This is a genomic window from Paraclostridium sordellii (assembly GCF_000953675.1).
Classification (GTDB): Bacteria; Bacillota; Clostridia; order Peptostreptococcales; family Peptostreptococcaceae; genus Paraclostridium; species Paraclostridium sordellii.
The window spans coordinates 800,451-814,649 of sequence record NZ_LN679998.1 but is presented as its reverse complement, the minus strand read 5'-3'; the positions used below and the strand labels follow the sequence as shown (position 1 = coordinate 814,649).

Here is a 14,199-nt window from a genome sequence, read left to right as displayed (position 1 = left end):
TTATATCAATCTTTAAGGGTATTTAAGTTTTGGCTAAAAAATCTAAAATATTTAATACTAAAAAAGCTGAATTATTAGCTGATGTTTTTTCGAAATCTATATAATTTGTAAAATTATCATCTGCATTATCAGAAATACTTCTTATAATTAAAAATGGAATGTTATTTATATGTGCAACATGACCAATAGCTGCTCCTTCCATTTCAACGCAATGAGGTGAGTATTCTTTTATAATTATATCTCTTAAATTGCAATCCGAAATAAATGCCTCTCCACTAACTATTTTTCCAATATGACAATTAAACTTAATAGATTCTATATTTTTATAAGCTTTTATTGCAGCTTCTATTAAAAACTTATCTGATTCAAATTCTTCTTTAAATGGGAAAAATTTTTTCATTTGAGATTTACGAACATCATGATGAGTTACAGTTTTAGAAATGACTATATCACAGATTTTCACAGATTCATTTAAACTTCCTGCAATACCTGTATTTATTATATGTGTAACATTAAATTTATCTATTAATATTTGAGTACAACTAGCTGCATTAACCTTTCCAATACTGCAAGAAGTTAATATTATTTTTATATTTTCTCTATTACAAATATAAAATGTAAACCCTGCATACTCTATTTCATTTACTATCTTTAAGTTTTCTTTTAGAAGACTTATTTCAATAGGCATAGCTCCTATTATTCCAATTACACTCAATGATATCTCCCCTTTTATAAAAATCATATTTATATATAACTTAAAAAGTTATTTAAAAATATATAGTAAAAATAATCCTATACTTCATTCTTTATTTTTAAATACTGTAATATTTTATATCCATCACTTGTAAACCCCTTATAGGTATTATCCCTATACTTTATTGGTAAAATTGTTACTATAAACTGACCTATACTAAATAGTAATATTCCATTAAATATTATCATAATCAAGTAAGGGAATTCTGTTTTATATAAACTTAGATATAAAACTATTGAAGTACATAAAGATGCTATTGGACCACCTGCAATCATTATAATTGATTTAAATTTATTATCTATAGGTTTCCAGTTAACATAACCATAAGATACGTCCATTATCGATTTGTATCCATTAATATTAATTATTAATCTACTTAGTTTTATTTGTTTCTTTAAATTAGAATTTCCTATGTTAATATTAACTTCATATTTAGTAAATATCAAAGCAGGTATTGCATGACCTATCTCATGAATTGTTGTTAATACAGGCATAAATAAAATATACACTAATGGATATACGATAAAATCTATAAATTCCATAAATTCCCCCCTAAATTATTTTACTAAATATCTTTAAATAAATTTTTACAATTCAATAACCTTATTCATACTTCATAACAAAAAACTCACCAAACCCAGCATAAGTTTCCTGTTTTTTAATATTAATTACTTTAAAACCTTGAGATTCATAACAATTAATAGCTCTTTTATTCCAACTTCTAACCTCTAAAATAATTGGCTTATTTTTATATCTTTTTTTACATTCATCTAAGGCCACCTTAATTATTTGCTTTCCTATTCCAACCCCACAGTACTTAGGTTTAACACCTATTCCCAAAAATACAGAATCCTCTTCATCTACTAAATTTACATATCCAACTAGATTATTTTGTTCATTCACATATCCAATAAAGTTCTTCCTTTTTTCTTCTCTACATAAAGAAATTTGCTTTTTTAAAACTTCATCCCAAGAAGGCAAATTATATATTTCATAATCTCCTTCATATTTCCAAGTCGTTACCTCTTTTGCCAACTCTTCAGTAAATTTAACTGGTTTTAAATTCATGCTAATCCTCCTAAAATCATTAATAGTCTATGTTTAAACATTCCATTCAGACTTTAAAATTGAGTAAACACTTAAGTCATAGAAAGTATCATTTAACCTAACTGCTTGCCTTAAAGTTCCTTCATACTTCATATTGTTTTTTTATCATTACTTTTCCTGAAGCAATATTTTTAGTATTATGCATAGCTACAATTCTATTTAATCCGATTTCCTCAAATAAGTATTTAATAACTGCATTTAATGCTTCACTCATAAACCCTTTATTCCAATGCTCTCTTGATAAACAATAACCTATCTCGCAACAATCATGCTTATCCTTTAAATGAAATACCTTAATATCACCAATAACTTCTTTAATTTCTTTAAGTTCAATAGCCCAGTGATAGTTTCTATCATCACTATATTGACTAATCCAAGAATCTAAAAGCAGCTGAGTAAACATAACATCCTTATGTACATCCCATGCTAAAAATTTAGAAACCTCCTTATCTGATGCCCAGTTTTTAAACATATCATTGGCATCATTTATTTCAAATCTTCTTAAAACAAGTCTATCTGTATTTATTGTTTTAGTACCTATGTGTTTTAACATAAAAGATCCTCCTTTATTTATAATTACAAGTTTTATAATTTATCACTTTATATACAATTTTCTTTATAGTTTTAAACTCCTCTAAATTTAACTTTAAATAATCGATATATAGTGTTAAGTAAAATATATATTTCTTTAATACAAAATATGAGTATTTGTTATTCACTATTTTTATTATCTTTTTTTGGCATTAAAAAAGCGAAATAACAAAGTTATCTCGCCATTAAGTACCTAAATGTTTTTTACCTTATATAATCAAGTCTACGACCTTCATATAAAATCATCTAAAATAGAATCTCCAATTAACCATTATCTATATAATTTTATGTATAGATTCATCTACCCATTGTTTAAAAAACTTTAATTGTTCTTGTGTATGAAAATAATGTTCACCTTTATTCATAACAGTAATATTGCAATTGAATCTTTTAACAAACTTAAATACAATATCGGATTCGCATAAATCATCTTTTAATCCATATAGTATATTTGTTGGGATATTCCATTTATCAATAGGATTATCTTTTACATAGCAATAATAATCCCAGTATAAGTTTTGTCCTATAGGTGTTTTAACTGTTTGCTTGCTTTTTAAATATTCTTCATCTATATCAAACCATAACATCATATTATCTATAATTCTTTTCATATTTAAAACTGGTGAAATAAATAATGATTGCTTTATAAAATCATCTTTATATGCTAATAAACTAAAATACGCTCCCATACTACATGCAAACAAACTAATATTATTCCAATTCTGTTTTGCATAGTTCATAATTAAATTAAGCTCTCTTACACAATCACATACTTTACATTTTATATCTTCCTCAACTCGTTCACCATGTTCAGGTAAATCAAAGCTAATAACTTGATACCCTAAATATACAGCTTTCTTTGCAAATATTTGAATAATATCATCTTCTTTGTTTGACATATTTCCATGTACAGCTATAAATATATTCTCAGAACTTTCTCCCCATAAAATTGCAGGTATATTTTCTATTTTAAAATACTTTTTTATCATTATTATCCTTCTATATTATAGAAGTCTTCCCCCCTAATTCTTTTTGTTTTTCATCTCTTCCCATAAAAAACCTCCTTTATAATATAACATATCAATTTGCTTTATAAATTATCAACAAATACTACAGTATTATTTTTTCCAAAAATAGTTAAATAACATGGTATCGTATTTCACGATACCCTATTAAGTATCTAATTTATAATAAAGTTATGTCAAGTAGTTGGATTGTATCAATATTCATTCCTCACTTATGGTTTATAAACAATCTTATTATCACCATCATAAATAATAAGAGAATTCCCCTTAATCACATCATCCTTATATTTAAAATCACCATTAGAAAAATTAGCAACAACTCTTAAATTATCACCATAACAAGTAGTTTGAACAAGTCTATCCTCACTTAAAAACTCAAAATCAGTCATAGGATAACTCAATGCTTTCTTATTAAACTCAGACCAAACCTTATCATGATTTAATATATCCTCTTTATGTTTTTCCCACTCACTTTTGTCAATATGATACATTGGAGCAGTATTATATAAAACTTCCTTCATCATTCTACTTTCCACCTCATCAGCTATTTTAAAAGTACCCCATAACCAATGGTCAGATGTAACCACAGAATCATTATAAACCAACCTAAATAAAGGAAGTGAATACTCAGGACTTATAAAAATCTTTTTATAAAGTTCTTTAACTGGAACTTGCTTAGAGAAAACTTCAGGAACTCCTCCAGTAGGAGAATAATATCTTCCTACATAATATTTACTATCTTTATTCTTATTCATGTCAGGATCTACCCAAGAAAAAGCAGGAGTCTCAAGTCCATGAGCAAAAGCAATAGTAGTACTTGCAAAATCATTACCACCTTCAGAACCTATAACCATATTCTTATCATCTCTTATATAACTCATTCTCTTTAACCTAGCTTCTAAATCTTTAGCTTGAGTAGTTATATGATTTTTGGAATAATCATCATAAATTTCTCCTGTAGCATCACAATCTATAAACCAAGAATTAAAATCATAGCCTTCATTTAAAACTCTATCTACTCTTGACTTAACACTTGGAATAGATAAAGTTGGATTTAACTTTCTCCCAGTACCTTGAAAACCTTCTAACTTCTTACCATTTTTATCTTTTATAGTAGCATTTTCATACAAAGATTTATCCTCAAAAGTAGCTGTGCTCCACTTTTCCTCACCTGGCTTGTGAATAGAATGATATGAATCATAAGGTCCAACTAAATATCCGTAATCGTTAGCTTTTTTTACGAATTCAGGAGAAACATAACCTGAGTCTATATCATCAAATCCAATCCAAGCCTTATCCATGCCAGACCTTTTCATATCTTCTAAAACATCTATAGTATTAGATTTAGCCCATTCATTTACAGGCTTTGTAGCATTTTTAAGCTCTGATTTTAATAATTTTTTATTTAAATTTACTAACTCAACTCTATTTAATTTATCAATTCCTTTTTTTATAGCTTCTTTACTTTCATTATCTATGTTTTTAAATACATTTGGATTATAAAACTCTTTTAAAGTTATAACTGAATTTAAACCTCTGACTATACTTTGCTTTTGGTAATTATCTATATAATCTTGATTTTTAATAGTATCTAAAATATTTGAAATTTCTTTACCATCTTCCACCTTTGTATTTAAAAGCTCTTTCATCCAATCTATAAATTCTTTGCTCATATTGGTTTTAAATAAATTCCACTTTATATCTTCAACTGTATTTATAGACTTGTCCCAAAAATAAATTTGAGGAGCTCCATATAATTTTTCAATATTTTTATTATCTTTAGCCTTTTCATTTAAAGTCTTAAATTCACCATTTTCTATTACATAATTTTTATAGTTTTTAGTTACATCATCTACATTTTTATCTGTTATATATACTCTAAATCCATAATCTTTATTTTCATTTATACTTGGATACTCATGAGTAAGCTCAAATTTTATATCATTTTTAGAATCAAACTTCACTTCATTGTTAAACTTATTTTTCATAATATATGTGGCTGCAAAATTTTCTTTATTAACAGAGAAAAACTGCATAGAAAAACTTTCTATGGTATTTAAAACTTGATTATTTAAATACTCTTTCCAGTATTTATCATTACTTGGTATAAATTTACCTTCATTTATAGGAAGCACATAACTTTCACCACTTATAGTTGGCCATGTAAAACTATTTTCTTCTTTAACATTAGATTTTATATCTATATCTAAATAGTCATCTTCTTTTTTTATATCAACATCAATATGTTCTTTTGGATAAGTCCATGAAATCTCATTTTTACTTGTCTTTAGATTTGTTACTTGCCTTTCTTTTGTAGGTTCAGATATATTTTCTTTTTTCCCATTTACATCAACTGAAATACTAAAGTTTTTAGGATTAACATCATATTTAAAATCTAAATTGTTAACTTTCTCAACCTTAGCAGATATATTTTTAGAGTTGCTTGAAAAATTATTACTGCACCCTACTAGGATAATACCTGTAAGTAAACAACTTGTTACTACACTTATTTTCTTATTCATTTTATCACCTCAAAATCATTTTATTTTAGTTTTGTTACACCTAGGTTACAAGTTTTAATTAGTTTGAACTTCACTATCTATAATTTGTAAGTTATACTGTCTAATTATTTCAATTAACCTTTGTGCATAGACTTTCTCTCCTTTTTCATTGGTATCTGTACTATAACCTCCATTTTGTAAAGCTTTAGCTTGATGTATATAAGTATTTGCATCAAATACTCCACTTTTTTCGTATCTGTTGTTTTCTGCTAAAAACTTAGCATGATCACTTATTGAATCTCCTGCTTTTTCGTATTTTCTAAATTTGCCATTTATAGTATCATTTTTAAATTCTCTAGTCTCTAAGACTACATAATCTCCTTTCCAGTATTTATCTGCTTTTATTCCAAATAGGTTGTTGTAGTCTTTTGCCAGCTTTGACTTACCCCATCCAGATTCTAATATGCCTTGGGCTATTGTTATTGATGGTAAAACTTTATATTTTTTATAGTTTTTTATAGCATCAGCTTTTATTGAGTTTATAAATTTCATATAATGACTATCACTATTTAATCTTTGTGGCATTAGTCCAAAATCTTTTAATTGATTTATATATTCATAAGTTAAGTTTTTTTGTTTGTTATTAAAATTTAGTTCTTCCAAAATTTTGTCTACACTTTTTAATTCATATTTTCCATTTTTCTTTTGTAAAAACTGTTTTGATACTTCTTTAATTTCTTTTGTAGTTATATCTTCAAAATTATTTTTTTCCATAACTCCAGTTATTGCAGCTACGTATTTCCAGTTTATTTGAACTTTGTTTTCACTTACTTCATCTACGACATCAATAAATTTTGAAGTGTCTATTTCATTTTTATTGATCTCTTTTAATGAGTAGTTTGTTATCATTGTATAAATTATGGTAATTAGTATTATCATTAAAGCTACAAAACCTTTATTTTTCATAAGTTTTCACTCCTTTTTAACTTTATGAAGTCATTATAAATAGGTTTTGTTTCACCAATGTTACAAGTTTAAAATTAATAATTAATTGACTTTAAATTTTCATATATAAAAAAAGGAAACTAACTTAATTTAAGTTAGTTTCCTTTTTTATTTCTAATACATATATTCACTCATGTAGGTTATTAAATCATTTTCAATATTATTATGAATATCATTAATTCCAATCATAGCAAATATTATAAATCCGCTTAAAAATATAGTATTCATAGTTGATTTTACTTCATATTTAGTTTTATATTTTATATTTTGAACTAACATCATTAAAACCATAAATGCCATTCCAAAATAAGAATATACTTTTAAAACTTGGAAATTCATCCATATACTAGCTTTATTTATATATTTATCAAAATATTTTTCATTTTTATTATCTTCTATAATCGTTGAATCCATAGATTTTGATTTTATAGAAACTTCCCTTTTGTTGCTTTTAGAAATTAAGCTATATTCATAATCAAAAATTTTGACATAGCCTTTTTCTTTCCCCTTATTCAAATCTGTAAAAAATACTAATGTAAATATTATAAAGACTATACATATAATTATTGTTATAAATTTATATTTCATAAATACGTTCTTAACATTTTCATCTTTATTGTGAATACACTTAACATATTTTTTAGATAAATAACTTTCATAGGGTACCATTAAAATAACTAATAGTAAAGACTCTATCATAGTGTATCCATTGTATTTACTTAAAAGTATGCTAATTATCCTAATTGCTACGTATATATCTATAAATATAGCAAATTTTTTTAATCCTTTTTTATATTTTTCCTCATCTATAAATTCATAGTTTTTATATTCCTCTGAATTTTTAATATTTCCAAAGTATTTATGACATATATATGAAAACATTATCAAAATAGCTATGTTCATTCCATCTTTTACAAATAACTCCAATATCGATCCTAAGAATAATAGTGATAATACTAGTTTTGCATCTTCCCTTTTAATTATCTCACTTGTCATAATCTCCCCCAAATCTACATATTCTAATTAAATAATATCATATTATTAATATTATATTTTATAAATTTTATATTTTTATGAATTTTTTTAATATTCATAAATCAAAATCAAATTAAAATCTATAATCTTAACCAGATATGATTTGAGTGCTTATAAAACTTCCCCTAGACTTAGCTCTATTAAATTTCACAACTTTCCTTAATTTATATCTTTAGTCATATCCCTTTCTTATATAAGCTTTATAGTTCTTAATTCGATATATATCCCATTAAATCTATCATATACCTCTTTAAATCACTATATATAGAAAAATATGTTGAATTATATATAACTAACTGCTACCATTTAAATTATCTATATTAAATTTTATTATATTTATTAATGTTAGGTAAAATAAACAAAAGGGGACAGGGGAATGAATAGAAAAAATTTAAAGAATTTAATTGGCTGTAGCTTAGCTATATGCTTAATAACAGCAAATTGTGCCTCATCGGTTGTATTTGCTGAAAAAGGAACAAACAGGCAACAAATCCAGACAGAAACATCAATCACAGAAAAAATTCAATTAGATAACGGGATTACTCTTAATTCAAAGGAAATGGGTCAAGGAGATGCAACTATCGTATTTGACACAGGATATGGAAACTCTCTAGATAACTTTTCATATATACAAGGTCAGTTATCAAAGATAACAAAAACTTTTACATACGATAGAGCAGGGTTAGGAGAAAGTAGTGATACAGGAAATATGGCTCCACTTTCTAAAAGTGATAGAGAAACTCTTATATACGGCGGAGTAATTGAGTATAATGAAGATGATTTTAATGGAACTACTAAAACTGCAAAAGATAAAGCTGTCAATTTGTATAAGTTATTACAAGCTAAAAAACTTCCAGAGCCATATATTTTAGTAACACATTCATTAGGAGGTCATACTGCTATAGAGTTTGCAAAGATGTATAAAGAAAAAGTTAAGGGAATTGTATTTATAGACTCTACTGGAAGAAGTGCAAATGGGCAAATGTATGAATTTTTCGAAACGTTTGTACCAGGAATGGGAGATGAACAATTATCTGTCTATAATAAGCAAGACGGAACTTTAGATGAAGTTCTTATGGGTGAAAATCAAGTAAAACACGATAATAATGCTTTGAGAAATATACCTTTACTTTATATAGAATGTGACCCTTATGCAATGGCACAAGGAGCTATGGGTGATGCTTTTGCTAAATTAAAAGTTAAACAAATAGATGATATATTATCAATGTCTGATTATACTAAACATGTTCAAATAAAAGGTGCAACTCATCAAGTCCATACAGATAAACCTGAAGAAACATTATCATATATAACAGAATTTATAAATTCTATTATAAAATAATATTAAATAGGGCTAAATAAGCCCTCTTTTACGCAAAGTTAAAATCTTAATATATATTAAATGAATCATATAATATTTATCTAATATATCCAACCATATTCATCTCTTCTAACTTTTTCAGATTAAATGATTTATAAAATTTATTATCAACTATATCTTCTAAGTCAGTTACAACCATAAACATTCTTACATTAGAATATTTTTGCATTATAGTCTTAAAAAGATATGTTCCAATTCCACGTTGTTGACACTTAGGCTCAACAATTAAATCTTGCACTACCAAAATATGTTCTCCATCCCCAACACATCTAATAAAACCTACAAGTTTACAATTATCAAATGCTCCCATTATATATAATGAATTATCAAATGCTCTTATTAGTTTTTCATCATCTTTTAAATAGGCATTCCAAGATTCTTCTTTATAAATATCTTTTATTTCCTCAATCATTGATGAATCAAATTCCTTATAATTAATCATAAATGTAATTTCCCCTTTTATATCTTTATTAACCTTAATTCACCCTTTGAAGTATTTCATCTAACTCATCTACTTGTTTAATTTCATCTAGTAGCCATTTTCCATTTACATTATTAAACTTCCAATATTCAATGTACTTACTTGGAATATTCTTGCTACCCTCTATTATTTGCCCTTCTTTTTCTATGTAATCAATCATCGAACCTCTTATTACTACCCATATATTACTTTCATTATCAATTTCAAAAACTTTAGCAGAAAGTAGTTTTTCATTTTTCAAAATATTTCTTTCATTTCTAGCATCCATCCATTGAAGTTTAGTATTATGATTTCTATATAGTTTATCAGTTGAATACTCAATAGCTATATCTTGATTCATTTCAGTCCAAGCCTTTGCCATTATGTAAAAAGTATCACTAACATCTTTTTGTATTTTTTCTAATTTATAGTCTGGGTTAGATTTACTTAACTCTTTTAATACTTTCTTATACTGATGTTTTCTTTTAATCAATTTAGTTCTAATTATTATATTATTAGTATTTCCCATTATAAAAATCACTGATGAGAATAATACAAATGTGACAAACTGTCCTTTATGATCTTCTTTCGTTCTGTGAACTCTTCCACCTCTTCCACTAGAAGAATGACTCCCTGAACCGCCCCCTGATGATCCTCCACCTCCAGACGAACCCCCTCCAGGTCTAGCATATGATATAGATGTAAATATCATCAATACAATTGATAAAACTACTAATCTTTTTACTATTTTCATCCTAAACATACTCCTTTTTAAAATCTATAATATTAATGTTATCAATTAAAATAATAACATAACTTCAGTTCCCCATTTATAACCATTGTTTACTTTTTTATTATAGCATTCTTTTAACTCGCTTATTACCAGTTACATAAACTGTGTCGTTCTTAATTTGAAATTTTTTATTATTTGCCTAAAAAGTCATCTTAAATTTCTATAAAGAATTTTAAATACTCATTATTTAATTTTATTCCATATTTAAAATTATGAGAATCTAGTATCTCTTTTACCAAGCTAAGACCTAATCCAGTTCCTGATAGTTGTTTATTTCTTGATTTTTCTAATACATAAAAAGGTTCCCATATTTTTTCTAATTCTTTTTCTATATTAGGATTAGCTTTATTATATATAGCTAAATAAATTTTTTCATTTTTATTTAAATCTATATATATTTTTTTATCTGTTGTATATTTTATCGCATTACTTATTAAGTTGTTTATTACTAACTTTATCCCCTCTTTATCTGTATTTATTATAAATTTATCTTTACTTATATTTAAATTCACTTCTATGTCATTACTTTCTATAAAAACATCATATTCCTTAATTGTATCTTCTAGTAAATCTTTTAAATTTACATTTTCTAATTTTAATTCTCTTTTTTCATATTTGGATAAATACAATAAGTTATTTATTATGTCATTCATTTTTTCACTTTGTTCTATTATTGTGTCCAAATAAGTTCCATCGTCTATTCCATCTTGAATCCCCATTGCATATGCTTTTATTAAAGCTATTGGAGTTTTTAGTTCATGAGATGCTCCACCAATAAAAATCTTTAAATTTTCATTTCTTTTATTTAATTCATTTTGAGCATTTTGTAAACTCATACTCATTTGATTTACACTGTCTGCTAGTTCTTCTATTTCATCATTGGTTTTTATTTTTTCAGTTCTAAAGTTTAATTTTGCAATATCTCTAGATAATAGCTTTATTTTTTCTAATGGGTTTATTATCTTTTTAGATAGTATAAATGTTAGAATAACTATTATAATTACTGAAAAACTTGTCAGTATTAAGTTAAATTTATTTATAATAGCTATAGTTTCTTGTGAATGTTCTATTGGCATTGTTACTGCAAATATATAATTGTCTTTTAATATGAATTTAGTCAATATACTATATTTTAACTTTCCTTGATTATATATTTCATTTATACTTTTTTCTTTCATATCTTCTATCTTTGGTTTTGAAAGCCAAAATTTTTTTAAACTTATACCTTTTTTACTAAATTCATTTACTAGGTTTTGGGTTATAAAATTTTCACTATCTCCTTTTAAATTCACAGGTATATAAACTATAGATGTTTTGTATTTTTCTTCTAGTAAATTAATATTTTTTATTGCACTTTCTATATTTAAATCTTCAATTTCTTCTCCTATTTTATTTATAGTTTTCTTTTTTTCATGTAAATAATATTTATCTATAAATATATTATTTAATGCTAAAGATATAATCGAAACTAATATAACTACCATAGATATACTAATTGCTAGTTTTTTATTTAGTTTAGTCATCTACATCCTCCAAGCAATAACCTAAACCTCTGTGAGTAGTTATGTATTCTTCTCCAATTTTTCTTCTTAGCCTTCTTATATGGGTATCTACTGTTCTTAAATCGCCATAATAATCCATACCCCACACCAAATCTAGTAACTTTTCTCTTGGTAGTATTGACGCTTTGTTATTTACAAGAGTTTTTAATAATTCAAATTCAGTTTTTGTAAGCCCTAAATCTTTATCATCTTTAAATGCTTTTTGTTGTTTTAAATCTACTTTTAAGTTTTTTAGTTTGAATATATCATTATATCCTATTAATTTTTTTACTCTTATTATTAGTAATCTTGGATCAAAGGGCTTTTTTATATAGTCATCTGCTCCTATATTTAGGGCATCTATTTCATCATCAACTTGTCCTTTTGCTGTTAGCATCATTACTTTTGTATCACTTTTTTCTTTTATTTGTTTACAAGCTTCTATTCCATCTATATTTGGCATCATCCAATCTAGTATCGCTAAGTCTATTTTATTTTCATAGAATTTTTCTAGTGCTTCTTCTCCATCACTTGCTGTTAATACGTTGAAGTTTTCTTTTTTTAGGTAAGCTTCTATTATTTTTAACATGCTTAGTTCATCATCTGCTACTAGTATGTTCATGTCTTCACGTCCTTTATAAAATCACTTTTGTTTATATATTATTTTATCATTAGTTTATTACATGAATGTTACAGTTATTTTATTATTTATATTCTTAATAAAATATATGTATTTGTTTAAGAGGGTCTCGTGTTTTACGATACCCCCTATTTGATTTCTTAGGTTTAGAGTTAAGTTTTTTTCTTTTGGTATGTATATGGATCTTCCTCCCATATATTTGACTAGTTTTTTGAAGTTTTCTATTACAATTAATTGAGCTAGGTCTTGGTTGTTTTGTAGGATATCTTTGATAGTTATTTTCATTATATTAGGTATTTTAAAAAAAGTGGTGTGGCTAGTTGTCCGATAAGATTATTTAGTTATTCTATTTCGCTCCTTAAAAAGCTTATCTTAGTCCAATTTTAATATAGTTTTATTCTATAATGTTATAATTTAGAATAAGGCATCTTAGGGAGGTATTTTATGGAAGCTAAAAAAAACTCATTATTTATAACTACAATTTCAACACTTGTTTGCATAGCTATAATTTCACACTATTTACTTGGTAACAATCCTCACGTAAATGCATTTGGAAAAATTGCTATTGTGTTTGCATCTTTAGGATTATGTTTAAATCTAATGTCTGTTATATGTAATATAATTTCTAAGAAGAATATATCCAAAGAAATATTAACGACTATAAATTTTATAATATTTAGTATAGTAGGATTTATCACAGGAATGTTAATATTTTAAGTATAAACTTACATAAAAGAGATTATGTTATCATTAACACTCTTTTATTTTTATAAATAAAATTTTATTTAAATTCAAAAAGCTAATATATTGTGTTATTAGCTTTTTTGTTCGTAAAATTATAAATTTTAAGTTAGATATTAATTCCTACCTATTTTTATTAGTTACATATTTTATCACGACAAACCTCAACTTTATTACGAAAAATCCTCTCTATATACTCTAAATTAAGCTTTCTTCTCTTAAACAAATCCTCTACGGGCAGTTCTATATGATTAGTAATTTTATGATTTTTAAGTTTGATACTTTTATTTAGACATCTTTAAAAATAAAATTAGATGCTGGTCTTAATGATGAAGGTAATACTATTGTAAAAAATAGGACTTATAGTAATGTTCGCCATGATGCTAATAGTCAAGATGTGTTAGATATATCTAAGGCTATTATAGGTCTTCAAGTTCATACTGAGCTTGAGGTTTTAAAACAAGATAATACTATTTTAAATTAATTAGTTTTAGTTTAGTTAAAAGGAGGTGTTTTTATGGAGGTTAAGAAAAATCAAATTGTTAATTAATAGAGCAATAGATTAAATTTATTGCTCTATTTTTTTCCATATGAAGTTGTTAAAATTAAAATAAATTATATATTT

At 25.4% G+C, this 14,199-nt stretch carries 15 protein-coding genes; 3 read left to right on the top strand and 12 right to left on the bottom strand.

Annotation, left to right across the window (positions count from 1 at the left end; all coding sequences use genetic code 11):
- Positions 1 to 22: 22 nt before the first annotated feature.
- From ATCC9714_RS03930 to ATCC9714_RS03895, 8 genes are all read right to left on the bottom strand, one after another.
- Positions 23 to 715, bottom strand: coding sequence for a 5'-methylthioadenosine/adenosylhomocysteine nucleosidase (locus ATCC9714_RS03930; RefSeq protein WP_021123210.1), 693 nt, complete (start codon positions 713 to 715; stop codon positions 23 to 25).
- 77 nt (positions 716 to 792) lie between these two features.
- Complete coding sequence (locus ATCC9714_RS03925; protein ID WP_021123209.1) at positions 793 to 1,296, bottom strand: peptidase M50 family protein; 504 nt, start codon at positions 1,294 to 1,296, stop codon at positions 793 to 795.
- A gap of 61 nt (positions 1,297 to 1,357) precedes the next feature.
- Positions 1,358 to 1,822: a GNAT family N-acetyltransferase gene (locus ATCC9714_RS03920; protein WP_057544499.1), complete on the bottom strand. Its 465-nt coding sequence runs from the start codon at positions 1,820 to 1,822 to the stop codon at positions 1,358 to 1,360.
- Between the two features lie 121 nt (positions 1,823 to 1,943).
- The gene (locus ATCC9714_RS03915; protein WP_021123207.1) at positions 1,944 to 2,414 is read right to left on the bottom strand and encodes a GNAT family N-acetyltransferase; all 471 of its coding nucleotides are present in this window, start codon (positions 2,412 to 2,414) and stop codon (positions 1,944 to 1,946) included.
- A gap of 313 nt (positions 2,415 to 2,727) precedes the next feature.
- Positions 2,728 to 3,441 (bottom strand): alpha/beta hydrolase, encoded by a 714-nt coding sequence (locus ATCC9714_RS03910; RefSeq protein WP_057544498.1) that lies wholly within the window; start codon positions 3,439 to 3,441, stop codon positions 2,728 to 2,730.
- Between the two features lie 248 nt (positions 3,442 to 3,689).
- A complete protein-coding gene (locus tag ATCC9714_RS03905; protein ID WP_057544497.1) occupies positions 3,690 to 5,999 on the bottom strand; it encodes a glycoside hydrolase in 2,310 nt (769 codons plus the stop codon).
- Positions 6,000 to 6,053: 54 nt separating this feature from the next.
- The gene (locus ATCC9714_RS03900; RefSeq protein WP_057544496.1) at positions 6,054 to 6,944 is read right to left on the bottom strand and encodes a glycoside hydrolase family 73 protein; all 891 of its coding nucleotides are present in this window, start codon (positions 6,942 to 6,944) and stop codon (positions 6,054 to 6,056) included.
- Between the two features lie 153 nt (positions 6,945 to 7,097).
- Complete coding sequence (locus ATCC9714_RS03895; RefSeq protein WP_057544495.1) at positions 7,098 to 7,979, bottom strand: hypothetical protein; 882 nt, start codon at positions 7,977 to 7,979, stop codon at positions 7,098 to 7,100.
- A gap of 415 nt (positions 7,980 to 8,394) precedes the next feature.
- Between ATCC9714_RS03895 and ATCC9714_RS03890 the strand changes: the two genes are divergently transcribed.
- Positions 8,395 to 9,360, top strand: coding sequence for an alpha/beta fold hydrolase (locus tag ATCC9714_RS03890; protein ID WP_057544494.1), 966 nt, complete (start codon positions 8,395 to 8,397; stop codon positions 9,358 to 9,360).
- 76 nt (positions 9,361 to 9,436) lie between these two features.
- Here ATCC9714_RS03890 and ATCC9714_RS03885 read toward each other — a convergent pair whose 3' ends face one another.
- The 4 genes from ATCC9714_RS03885 to ATCC9714_RS03870 form a co-directional block, all read right to left on the bottom strand.
- Positions 9,437 to 9,841 carry a GNAT family N-acetyltransferase gene (locus ATCC9714_RS03885; protein WP_021123197.1) on the bottom strand — a complete coding sequence of 135 codons (405 nt, stop codon included), beginning with the start codon at positions 9,839 to 9,841 and terminating at the stop codon, positions 9,437 to 9,439.
- A 34-nt stretch (positions 9,842 to 9,875) separates the two neighbouring features.
- Complete coding sequence (locus tag ATCC9714_RS03880; protein ID WP_057544493.1) at positions 9,876 to 10,613, bottom strand: TIM44-like domain-containing protein; 738 nt, start codon at positions 10,611 to 10,613, stop codon at positions 9,876 to 9,878.
- Positions 10,614 to 10,804: 191 nt separating this feature from the next.
- Entirely contained in the window at positions 10,805 to 12,175 is a 1,371-nt protein-coding gene (locus tag ATCC9714_RS03875) for a sensor histidine kinase (RefSeq protein ID WP_054630078.1), read from the bottom strand.
- A complete protein-coding gene (locus tag ATCC9714_RS03870; RefSeq protein ID WP_054630079.1) occupies positions 12,168 to 12,815 on the bottom strand; it encodes a response regulator transcription factor in 648 nt (215 codons plus the stop codon). Before ATCC9714_RS03870 ends, ATCC9714_RS03875 begins: the two co-directional genes overlap by 8 nt.
- Before the next feature lie 462 nt (positions 12,816 to 13,277).
- Between ATCC9714_RS03870 and ATCC9714_RS03865 the strand changes: the two genes are divergently transcribed.
- Together ATCC9714_RS03865 and ATCC9714_RS17930 are read left to right on the top strand one after the other, a co-directional pair.
- Positions 13,278 to 13,550 (top strand): hypothetical protein, encoded by a 273-nt coding sequence (locus tag ATCC9714_RS03865; protein ID WP_057544492.1) that lies wholly within the window; start codon positions 13,278 to 13,280, stop codon positions 13,548 to 13,550.
- A gap of 328 nt (positions 13,551 to 13,878) precedes the next feature.
- Positions 13,879 to 14,058, top strand: coding sequence for a DUF1659 domain-containing protein (locus ATCC9714_RS17930; RefSeq protein ID WP_081013620.1), 180 nt, complete (start codon positions 13,879 to 13,881; stop codon positions 14,056 to 14,058).
- The last annotated feature ends 141 nt before the right edge of the window (positions 14,059 to 14,199 follow it).

Bases quoted from the DNA above. Each gene is read 5' to 3' on its own strand.
- ATCC9714_RS03925 (WP_021123209.1), bottom strand. From the start codon at position 1,296: ATGGAATTTATAGATTTTATCGTATATCCATTAGTGTATATTTTATTT.
- ATCC9714_RS03920 (WP_057544499.1), bottom strand. From the start codon at position 1,822: ATGAATTTAAAACCAGTTAAATTTACTGAAGAGTTGGCAAAAGAGGTA.
- ATCC9714_RS03915 (WP_021123207.1), bottom strand. From the start codon at position 2,414: ATGTTAAAACACATAGGTACTAAAACAATAAATACAGATAGACTTGTT.
- ATCC9714_RS03910 (WP_057544498.1), bottom strand. From the start codon at position 3,441: ATGATAAAAAAGTATTTTAAAATAGAAAATATACCTGCAATTTTATGG.
- ATCC9714_RS03905 (WP_057544497.1), bottom strand. From the start codon at position 5,999: ATGAATAAGAAAATAAGTGTAGTAACAAGTTGTTTACTTACAGGTATT.
- ATCC9714_RS03900 (WP_057544496.1), bottom strand. From the start codon at position 6,944: ATGAAAAATAAAGGTTTTGTAGCTTTAATGATAATACTAATTACCATA.
- ATCC9714_RS03895 (WP_057544495.1), bottom strand. From the start codon at position 7,979: ATGACAAGTGAGATAATTAAAAGGGAAGATGCAAAACTAGTATTATCA.
- ATCC9714_RS03890 (WP_057544494.1), top strand. From the start codon at position 8,395: ATGAATAGAAAAAATTTAAAGAATTTAATTGGCTGTAGCTTAGCTATA.
- ATCC9714_RS03885 (WP_021123197.1), bottom strand. From the start codon at position 9,841: ATGATTAATTATAAGGAATTTGATTCATCAATGATTGAGGAAATAAAA.
- ATCC9714_RS03880 (WP_057544493.1), bottom strand. From the start codon at position 10,613: ATGAAAATAGTAAAAAGATTAGTAGTTTTATCAATTGTATTGATGATA.
- ATCC9714_RS03875 (WP_054630078.1), bottom strand. From the start codon at position 12,175: ATGACTAAACTAAATAAAAAACTAGCAATTAGTATATCTATGGTAGTT.
- ATCC9714_RS03870 (WP_054630079.1), bottom strand. From the start codon at position 12,815: ATGAACATACTAGTAGCAGATGATGAACTAAGCATGTTAAAAATAATA.
- ATCC9714_RS03865 (WP_057544492.1), top strand. From the start codon at position 13,278: ATGGAAGCTAAAAAAAACTCATTATTTATAACTACAATTTCAACACTT.